Source organism: Anaerofustis sp. (assembly GCF_019420015.1).
In the GTDB taxonomy this organism is placed as follows: Bacteria; Bacillota; Clostridia; order Eubacteriales; family Anaerofustaceae; genus Anaerofustis.
Genome location: NZ_JAHZIA010000048.1, coordinates 1 through 9372, shown reverse-complemented (window position 1 = coordinate 9372; position 9372 = coordinate 1). Strand labels below are relative to the sequence as shown.

The window sequence follows — 9372 nt, the reverse complement described above, 5'->3', positions numbered from 1 at the left end:
CTTTATTTTGTGCATCTTCTATAACACAATCTTCACTTGTAATAGAAACACTATTTTTTCGTGTAATGTTCTTAAGCGGTTTTATAACATCGATAACTCGATTACTTGGAAGATAGACGTCATTGTCTTTATTAACTAGAGCTTTTTCACCAATATTTAATTTGCTGTTTTGATAAATACCGTCACTACCTTTGCCTTTAGTTGCAGTGTTGGACTTGACTGCTCCTCCAAGTATAGTACAAGTAGCAGTTTTATTGTTCCAAGCAGGACTATCAATATATATACCACCTCCATAATGACTAGCATTATTGTGACTTATTTCTCCAGATTTCATAGTCATTTCTGAAGCATATAAATATGCACCTGCGCCCCCAGCTGCTTTATTTTTTGAAATAACAGTATTTTCTAGATTGATTTTTGAGTTAAACACTCCGTAAATAGCTCCTCCTTGGGATACAGCTTCGTTATTAGAAATATTTGCATTTGAAATATTAACATCTGTTGCTTCAAAATATGCGGAGATTGCTCCTCCATTGATTGCTTTATTTTCAGTAATGTTTCCACCTGTTATATTAATTTTAATCTTAGGATTGCTTTCGCAACCTTTTGTATAATCTGCAAAACTAGCTATTGCTCCACCTAAACCTTTATCTCCGTTAGAACTGCTATAAGTTGCTTCATTCCCTGAAATGGTACCATTTGTCATTGTGAAACTTGTTTCACCTTTAATCTCATATGCAGGTGCTCCTGAAATGTCTGCGTAATTACGCAAACAAATAGCTCCACCATAATGACCTGCAAATGAATTCTTATTATTAGCAGAGTTATTGATAATCGAGCCACCTTTCATAGTCATAGAAGATGCAATTACTGAAACTGCGCCGCCAGTAACAGCATGATTGTTACTGATGGTTCCACCATTCATGATTAATTCAGAATGATTTTCTAGATTAATTGCTCCTCCGTAAATTGGAGCTTCTTTCTTTTCTACTGTTCCGTTATTTTGAATCGAAGCACCTTTGTTTATAGTTATTTTATTATAACTATTAGCATTAATTGCACCACCATAACCTCCTGAGTTAATATTATTTTCAAGAATTGCACCTGAGTTTAATACTAAAACACTAGAATTAGTTGCATCTCCTTGTGGTTCGCCCATGCGAATTATCGATTCAAATGCATCATCAATAATTCCTTGATAATGACTTCCGTCAATCCGAATATTACTTAAAGTTAATGAAGCTTTATCATTAATTTCTATCATATTCATTGAGCAATTACGCTGTACCTTTGAATTTGGAAACTCTTTTAAGTTCCATATTTCATCTTGCATGATTTCTACATAGCTATCAATTAAAATAATGTCTCCATCTTGAATTAATGATTTTGCTTTTGCAAATGTCTTAACGCTTGATTTTTCTGTAAGTCCATCGTTATTGTCATCACCATCATGACTATTTAAATGGATATATTTTATATTTTTAGGGCTTGCTTTATCAGAATTAGCGCTCTTAACTTTTTGTAATATATTTGCATTATTTTCATTGGTATTCAGCTTATCTTTTTCTTTCAATCCAGATACCTCAACAGGAATTGTTTCTTCTTGTTGTGTACCATCCATTACATAGTTTACTTTAAAATCATATTTCCCATTTTCAGAAACATTGTAAGTAACGACAGACAAATCTTCTGTCTTTTCTGTACCATCTGGCAATGTTGCTTTTTCTAACTGAATATTTTCTGTATCAGTAACCTTTAGTGAAATCGTTACTTCTGTTTTATCTTCGTTCATTTCTTGTGTAACTTCATATTTAAGTAAAGAAGTAACTTTTTCTTGTGCAAATACAGTTTGAGGTATCATGCTTAATACCATAGCAGGTATAAGCAAATATACCATTAACCTTTTAATTAAGTTCATGTTTATAGTTCCTCCTTATATATTGAAGTCAAATACATTGTAAGCTATATGTAAACCGTAAAAAAGTATACTTTTGTTATAAATAAAAAATATTTCATAACTGAATATAAAATGTAATATAAATACTTAAATTTAATAATATCAAGTAAAAAATCAAAGTATCTTACAATGTATCATCAATGTCACAAATATTATACTTTATATAACAATAAATGTCTATTTTTAATTACATATAATATTGTTTTTTTAATTATTTTATCTATACCTTTATCCCAATCTAAAATGTATTGTGGTTTGTATATAACATCATTAATCATTGTTTAAGAAAAGGCCTTTTATTGTTTTGTAAATTGTAATTTTATTTGTTTTATGAAGTATTTATTAAATGACGTATATTGTAAAGTGTATATTATAAAGCATATTTGAGTTTGAATAATCATAAAAAATAAAAGAACCCTGTTGGGGTTCTTTTGCTATGTATAAATATTTTCTGACCATAAATAAAATACAATTTATTGAAATTACATTCTTAAGGCGGTATAATGATAAAAAAAGATAAGGGATGATTAAAATGATTATTGCATTTACAGGTGCCGGTATTTCAAAACAAAGCAATATACCGACATTTATGGAAAAACCGGAAGTAAGAGAGAAACTGTTCAGAAGTTTTGCGATATCTAATCCTAAAGAGTACAATGAGACTATAAAAGAGTTAAAAGCAAATATGAACGGTGCTGAGCCAAATGATGCTCACTTTGCTCTTTATGAATATAATATACCGATAATTACCATGAATATAGACGGACTTCACAGAAAAGCGGGAAGTGATCCTCTTGAACTTCATGGAGGGTTGCCGGAAGATGATGAGATGGATATAGCTTACACCCTCTACAATAAGCCGGTTCTTTACGGAGACCCTGCTCCGAATTATCAGAAAGCTTATGATCTTGTGTACAGCATGAAAGAGGGGGATGTGTTCTTGGTTATCGGAGCATCTATGCATACTGCAATAGCCGGGGACCTTAGAATGGTAGCAAAAAGCAGAGGCGCAAAAGTGATAGAAATTCAGGAAGATGCTCAGAAAAACGTGAGAAAAATTTTGGAAGAATTAACACAATAAAAATAGTATCTTGGGAAAGAATATTATTATATTGTTTTCTTAGGAGGTTAAATCAATGAAAGATGATTATTTACAAGGAATATTTATGGCAAATAAAAAACTCGGGGTTTTAGGTTGCAGTCAGGATATATTTGCACAACTTGAAAAATACAACGATGAATTTTTGGAAGATATTTTAAGTGCTTTGGTTAAATATACCATGATAGAAACAAACGGGGTTGTAAACAAATTTGCCAGATATGATACCTGTTTGGGAAATATTACAATTTATACAAAAAAAGGGTTTGATGACGAAATTTATACAAATATACTTTTTTCCGGAGAAGTTCTTTAATTTATGAAATATATAAAAACGGATTTTGATATACCTTATTACAATATGGCATTTGAAAATTATTTAATGAGTAATGAAAAATTTCAAGATGATTATATATTTTTTTATATACATCGACCTTCGGTTATAATAGGGAAACATCAAAATACTATAGAAGAAATCAATGAAGAATATATAAAAGAAAATGGTATTGTTGTTGCGAGGAGAAACACGGGCGGAGGAGCTGTTTACCACGATAAAGGAAATCTGAATTTTTCTTTTGTTACAAAGAAAAATGATGATATAGAGGGGATAGATTTTGAAAAATACACGAAGCCTGTCATTTCCGTACTAAACAAACTCGGTGCAAAAGCTTATTTGAGCGGAAGAAATGATATATTGATTGACGGAAAAAAGATAAGCGGAAATGCACAGATGATCGGTAAAAACAAAGTTCTTCATCACGGAACTCTTATGTATGACGTTAATGTAGAGGCTTTGGTGAATGCTCTTAATGTAAATAAGGTGAAAATCGAATCCAAAGCGATAAAATCAGTACGAAGCAGAGTTTGTAACATAAAGGATAAAATAAACAGAGAAATTGATATATATGATTTGCGGGATTTGATATTGGATGAAATTTTTGCAAGCATGGACATACAGCTTTACGAACTGGATGAGGAAGATATTAAAAATATAGAAAATTTGGTTAAAGAAAAATACGGTACATGGGAATTTAATTATGGTTATTCTCCTGCATTTACCGGAAAAAACAAAATTAAAATTGAAGGCTGCGGATTAATAGAAGCGGTGATGAATGTTAAAGAGGGAAGAATCAAAAATATTAACATAAGAGGCGATTATTTTTCTTTAAAAGAAACGAGTGAACTTGAGAACATATTGACCGGATTAAGGTATAAAAAAGAAGATGTGGAAGATGTCTTTAAGGATATTGACATAGGGGAATACATATTGAATCTTACGAATAAAGACTTTATATCTTTGTTGTTTAATTAAAGACTATTAAATAGTCTTTTTTTATTTGCATTACATAAATATATAAATATAAAATATTCAATTATTAAGATTTTATTGTAAATTGCTTAAAATGCGATAAATTTTTACAATTTTTTTTATATTTGATTAAATTTGTGATATCATATGAATATTAATGAGGAGGGGTTCAGAATGAAAATCAGACTAAAAAATAATGAGAACAGAGTGAAAGTATGTAAAAGCGGTTTTAGTTTTACAACTTTGTTTTTTGGGGCTTTTGTTCCTCTGTGGAGAGCTGATTTTAAATGGACCATGGTTATGTTTGGCTCGCAGTTTGTAGTTAATTATATTGTTGGGAAGTTTCCTGTTGTTACTTCCGTTACCTCATTTTATAGATTTGCGTGTGTATATTTTGTTTTGAATTTTATATTTGCATTAATTTATAACAAGATATTTATAAAAACGCAGTTACTTTGCGGTTTTGTCGGATATGATAAAGAAAATGAGGAAAAGCTTGAAGCAAAGAAAATTGTTGTTACCAAGGAAGAAATAGAACAGTACAATAATAAGTTATCGGAAAAAGCCAAGAAGAGAGAAGAAAAAAAGCTTCTTAAACAGGAAAAGGAAAAAGAAAAGCTAAGAGAAAAAAGAGAGAAAAAACAGCGTGCAAAAGACGAAAAAGAAGCTATAGATAAAGATAATAATAATGCCACTGACAATAAAAAAGAAAAAGATTCAAAAGAAGAATCCTTACAAGAGGCATAAAATTCTGTAATTAAATATAATATTTAAAAAGAAGCAAAGTTCTGCTTCTTTTTATTTGTCATAAAGATTTTGCTAGATGGCATACTTTGTTTAGATAAATAAGGCGCAAGATAACTTTTAAGTAAAGAGTATATACTTTTATGGAAATAATCTATATATTATAGTTGAAATAAAAAAAGAAAGTCCTTATAAAAGAACTTTCTTTTTATTTTTAGACTCCCAGTTTATTTTGTCTGATTAGTTCCGTAGGAGTAAAATTATGCTTTGGTGTATATCCCGGGATAGGCATTATATTTTCATGAAATGCGTCTATAATCCAATCCCTTTGAGGGAAGAAATTATGATCGAGTTCATGGGCAGGAGTAATCCAGTTTTTTGCTCCAACGATAACAGGAGGACCATCCAAGTAGTCAAAAGCGAGTCTTGTGATATTGCTTGCAAAATCCTGTAAGTAAGATCCTCTTTCGCATGCATCGGAAGCAAGGATTATCTTACCTGTTTTCTTAACCGATTCTATTACTTTTTCATAGTTAAACGGAACAAGACTTCTTGCATCGATTACTTCTGCACTTATTCCATATTCTTCAAGCTTATCTGCTGCTTCAAGAGCAGTGTATAATGTAGGTCCGATTGTAAGGATTGTAACATCCTTTCCTTTTCTCTTTATGCTCGGTTCACCAAATTCTATTTCATAATAACCTTCAGGAACGCTTTCTTCAAATTCCTCTCCTTTATCGTACATCTTTTGACTTTCGACAAATATAACCGGATCTGTTCCCCTAAGAGCAGAATTCATAAGACCTTTTGCATCATAAGGCGTATTCGGATAAACTACTTTGAGTCCCGGAACATGAGTACAAAGTCCGCTCCAATCCTGTGAATGTTGTGCGCCGTATTTATTACCGGTAGGAAGTCTTAATATTACAGGAATTTTAAGAACTCCCGCACTCATTGCGTGCCATTTTGCCATTTGATTAAATACTTCGTCTCCGCATCTTCCTATAAAATCGGCGTACATGAGTTCTGCTATAACTCTTCCTCCCGCCATTGCATAACCTACAGCCGTACCGACTATGGCAGCTTCGGAAATAGGAGAGTTGAATAATCTGTGGTAAGGAAGAGCTTCGGTTAATCCTCTGTATACGGCAAAGGCTCCGCCCCAGTCACGGCATTCTTCGCCGTAAGCTATAAGAGTTGAGTCGTTTTTATATCCTTCAACTATTGCTTCAAATAAACCATCTCTTATTTGGAAAACTTTGTTTTTGGATACTTTTTTGCCGTTTTCGTCGTATGCACTTCTTACTTTTCTTTCTATTGCTTTTATTCTTGGGTTATCTTCAAGGTTTATTTCAGGAACTCGGCTTTCATCTCTATTTACTATCTTTTCATTTGAAAACATAATATTTTCCATGATTTCAGGATGATTGTCGAGATCCATTCTTGGAGATATTACCGGATCAATTGAAAGTTTAACTGCTTTTTTAATATCTTCTCTTACGGCAAGTTCAATATTTTTCAAATCTTCATCTGTGCATATTCCTGCTTCAATCATTTGATTCCCGAAATCGATTATTGAATCCTGTTCTTCCCATGCGGCTACTTCTTCTTTTGTTCTATAGGTCGATGCATCTGAAGGAGAATGTCCTGAAAATCTGTATGTTACAACTTCCAAAAGAACAGGTCCTTCTCCGTTTTCTACTATTTTTCTTTTTCTTCTGTATGCATCTATGACAGCCAGTGGATTGTATCCGTCGACTCTTTCTGCATGCATCTGATTAGGAGTAACACCGGCCCCCAGTCTTGCAACCATACCGTAAGCCATTGTTTCACCTTTGGTTTGTCCGCCCATTCCGTAACTGTTGTTGAATACATTGTAAATTATAGGAAGTCCACCGTTGAATCCGTCTTCCCATAATTCTCTGAACTGATCCATAGAAGCAAAGTTCATCGATTCGTATACAGGACCGCAGCCTATTGCTCCGTCTCCGCAATTGGCAATTACTATACCTTTTTTCTGATTTGCTCTTTTGTACAGCGCCGCTCCCGTTGCTATAGGAGCAGAACCTCCTACAATGGCATTGTTCGGATAAAGCCCGAAAGGCAAGAAGTATGCGTGCATTGAGCCTCCAAGTCCTTTTGAAAATCCTGTTTCTTTTGCGAATATTTCTGCTAAAAATCCGTATAGATAAAATTCTCTTGCTATATCTTTTACATCAGTTGATTGTGTATTTTCTTTTATTATTTTATAAATTCTGCCGTCATCAAAATCTTCCATTATTTTGGTTAATTCTTCATCACTTAATTTTTCTATGGCAGATAAACCCTTCGCCAAAACTTCGCCGTGAGAACGGTGTGAGCCGAAAGAATAGTCGTTGATTGTAAGATCATATGCCTGACCTACATATGCGGCTTCCTGCCCTATGGCAAGATGTGCAGGTCCCGGATTATTGTATTCCATTCCTTCGTATTCGCTTCTCGTTTTTATTAAGTTAAGCATTGTTTCAAATTCTCTGATATACCACATATCTCTGTAAATTCTTTTAAATTCATCCACAGAAAATTCATCTAAAACATCTTTTACTTTTTTTTGATAGTCATTAACTTTTATATCTTCAAACTTTATTGTGCCTTTTTTTCTGACTTCATTTGGATCAACATATAAACTTTTTGTCATTTTACTTTCTCCTTATATAGTGAATACAGCCTCTCTTATTATTTCTCCGACACTTGGGTGAGGGAAAACGATTTTCTTTATTTCTTCAATATCCATTTCACTCTCAACCATGGCTGCCGCCGCAAGTATAATTTCGCTGGCGTAATTTGCTATTATATGTACCCCTATGAGGGTGTTCCATTTTTTATCTACTACGATTTTTATAATTCCGTTTCCTCCCTCGTTTTCTGCAACATATCTTCCGGAATACTGCATAGGAAGTTTCTTTACAATTACATCCAATCCTTTTTCTTTTGCGCTTTGTTCGCTTTCTCCCACAGAAGCTATTTCCGGATTGGTATAAATAACGCTTGGAACGGCTTTGTATTTCATTCTGTCCTTTCTGCCCATTATGTTATTAACGGCAACTTCTGCTTCTCTGTATGCCGTGTGTGCAAGCATAATTCCCCCGACACAGTCTCCTACGGCATATACATTCGCCACATTGGTTTGTTGTTTTTCGTCTACTTTTATACATCCTTTTTCGGTATATACATTCAGATTTTCAAGACCTATTCCGTTAATATTGGCTCTCCTTCCTATTGATAACAACACCTTATCGGCGCTAATCTTACTTTCCTTACCGTCTTTTTCAAAGTAAACGTTTTTGTCTTCTATTTTTGTGACTTTGGATTCGAGGTTAAATTTAATGCCTTTTTTTTCATATTCTTTTTTTAGTATATCGGAGATGGTTTCATCTGTAGGTCCTGCTATTTTATTCATCATTTCTATAACGGTTACTTTGCTTCCTATACTGTTAAAATAACTTGCCATCTCAAGACCTATAACTCCTCCGCCTATTACGATGAGTTCGTTTGGTACTTCTTTTAGTTTGAGTATTTCCTTGTTAGTAATTACAAACCCTTCTTCAAGACCTTCTTTTACACCCGGAATAGGAGGTTTCACACTGTCAGATCCCGTTGCAATAATTAAATATGTACTTTCTTTTATTTCACCGTTTACTTCTACTTGAATTTTACCGTCTTTTTTCTCTTTTATTTCGGCATTTCCCATAACCACTTCAACTTTCTTTGATTTTAATGTCATAGAAACTCCTCCGACAAGAGTCTTTACGACTTTATCTTTTCTGTCGATTACGGCGCTATGGTCTATGCTTATCTTTTCTGTCTTTATACCGTATTTTTCTCCGTGAAGTGCTCCGTCATAAAGTTTTGCGGAATATAAAAGTGTTTTTGTGGGGATACAACCTTCGTTTAAACATACTCCGCCAATATGTTCTTTTTCGATAAGCAAAGTCTTTTTGCCTTCGGCGGATATCCTTTCGGCTGCAAGATATCCCCCCGGGCCTGCACCTATAATGATTACATCATACATAAAAAACTACCTCCTATTTAGCAAGCAAAGCAGAAAAATTTTCTAGCGCTTCGCATAAATCTTTTAACAATCTTGCCGCATCTGCTCCGTCAACAGCTCTGTGATCACATGTGAGAGATAAATTCATTGCTTTGTAAGGAATAATATTTCCATCCACAACTTTTATTTTATCTTCTAGTCCACAAACACCGAGAATACCTGTTTGAGGTGGG

The 9372-nt window shown here is 33.4% G+C and carries 8 protein-coding genes; 4 read left to right on the top strand and 4 right to left on the bottom strand.

Features of this window, described 5'->3' with window-relative positions; all coding sequences use genetic code 11:
- The coding region (locus QZ357_RS08700) for a hypothetical protein (protein ID WP_366934147.1) at nucleotides 1–1918 on the bottom strand (1918 nt) is incomplete at its 3' end.
- A gap of 571 nt (nucleotides 1919–2489) precedes the next feature.
- Here QZ357_RS08700 and QZ357_RS08695 point away from each other — a divergent pair.
- From QZ357_RS08695 to QZ357_RS08680, 4 genes are all read left to right on the top strand, one after another.
- Nucleotides 2490–3038, top strand: a complete 549-nt coding sequence (locus QZ357_RS08695; RefSeq protein ID WP_290776255.1) for a Sir2 family NAD-dependent protein deacetylase — start codon at nucleotides 2490–2492, stop codon at nucleotides 3036–3038.
- 55 nt (nucleotides 3039–3093) lie between these two features.
- Complete coding sequence (locus QZ357_RS08690; RefSeq protein WP_290776254.1) at nucleotides 3094–3372, top strand: hypothetical protein; 279 nt, start codon at nucleotides 3094–3096, stop codon at nucleotides 3370–3372.
- Nucleotides 3373–3375: 3 nt separating this feature from the next.
- Complete coding sequence (locus QZ357_RS08685; RefSeq protein ID WP_290776252.1) at nucleotides 3376–4368, top strand: lipoate--protein ligase; 993 nt, start codon at nucleotides 3376–3378, stop codon at nucleotides 4366–4368.
- Between the two features lie 171 nt (nucleotides 4369–4539).
- Nucleotides 4540–5112, top strand: a complete 573-nt coding sequence (locus QZ357_RS08680; RefSeq protein ID WP_290776250.1) for a hypothetical protein — start codon at nucleotides 4540–4542, stop codon at nucleotides 5110–5112.
- A gap of 211 nt (nucleotides 5113–5323) precedes the next feature.
- Here the strand turns inward: QZ357_RS08680 and QZ357_RS08675 are convergent, their stop codons facing one another.
- The 3 genes from QZ357_RS08675 to QZ357_RS08665 all read right to left on the bottom strand — a co-directional run.
- Nucleotides 5324–7786: a thiamine pyrophosphate-dependent enzyme gene (locus tag QZ357_RS08675; RefSeq protein WP_290776248.1), complete on the bottom strand. Its 2463-nt coding sequence runs from the start codon at nucleotides 7784–7786 to the stop codon at nucleotides 5324–5326.
- 12 nt (nucleotides 7787–7798) lie between these two features.
- A complete protein-coding gene (gene lpdA, locus QZ357_RS08670; protein WP_290776246.1) occupies nucleotides 7799–9160 on the bottom strand; it encodes a dihydrolipoyl dehydrogenase in 1362 nt (453 codons plus the stop codon).
- Nucleotides 9161–9173: 13 nt separating this feature from the next.
- Nucleotides 9174–9372 (bottom strand): 2-oxo acid dehydrogenase subunit E2 (locus QZ357_RS08665; protein WP_290776245.1); only part of this gene is annotated, 199 nt, incomplete at its 5' end.

What these genes read in the sequence shown, in the direction of transcription:
- QZ357_RS08675 (WP_290776248.1), bottom strand. Translation starts at nt 7,786, where the DNA reads ATGACAAAAAGTTTATATGTTGATCCAAATGAAGTCAGAAAAAAAGGC.
- lpdA (WP_290776246.1), bottom strand. Translation starts at nt 9,160, where the DNA reads ATGTATGATGTAATCATTATAGGTGCAGGCCCGGGGGGATATCTTGCA.
- QZ357_RS08695 (WP_290776255.1), top strand. Translation starts at nt 2,490, where the DNA reads ATGATTATTGCATTTACAGGTGCCGGTATTTCAAAACAAAGCAATATA.
- QZ357_RS08680 (WP_290776250.1), top strand. Translation starts at nt 4,540, where the DNA reads ATGAAAATCAGACTAAAAAATAATGAGAACAGAGTGAAAGTATGTAAA.
- QZ357_RS08690 (WP_290776254.1), top strand. Translation starts at nt 3,094, where the DNA reads ATGAAAGATGATTATTTACAAGGAATATTTATGGCAAATAAAAAACTC.
- QZ357_RS08685 (WP_290776252.1), top strand. Translation starts at nt 3,376, where the DNA reads ATGAAATATATAAAAACGGATTTTGATATACCTTATTACAATATGGCA.